The 241-nt window shown below is 61.0% G+C and carries 1 pseudogene; it reads right to left on the reverse strand.

The annotated features are described in order from the left end of the window. Window positions 1-241, reverse strand: a pseudogene (locus AAEY83_RS18150) (GABA permease); the annotation flags it as partial.

Genomic DNA, 241 nt, shown 5'->3' on the forward strand with positions numbered 1-241 from the left:
GCCCAGCACAGCGCCCATGCCGTTGGGCAGGAAGCCGCCGCTGTCGAACAGATGCGACACACCGCTGACCTGACTGGTCGGCAGGAAACCGAAAATCGCCGCCAGACCGAGGCCGATGAAGCCGATGATCGCCAGCACCTTGATCAGGGCGAACCAGAACTCGAACTCGCCGTAGTTCTTCACGCTGAACAGGTTGGTCACGGTCAGCAGCATGGTGATGACCAGAGCGAAAGCCCAGATG

The sequence above is a fragment of the Psychrobacter sp. TB20-MNA-CIBAN-0197 genome (assembly GCF_040309765.1).
Taxonomy (GTDB): domain Bacteria; phylum Pseudomonadota; class Gammaproteobacteria; order Pseudomonadales; family Moraxellaceae; genus Psychrobacter; species Psychrobacter submarinus.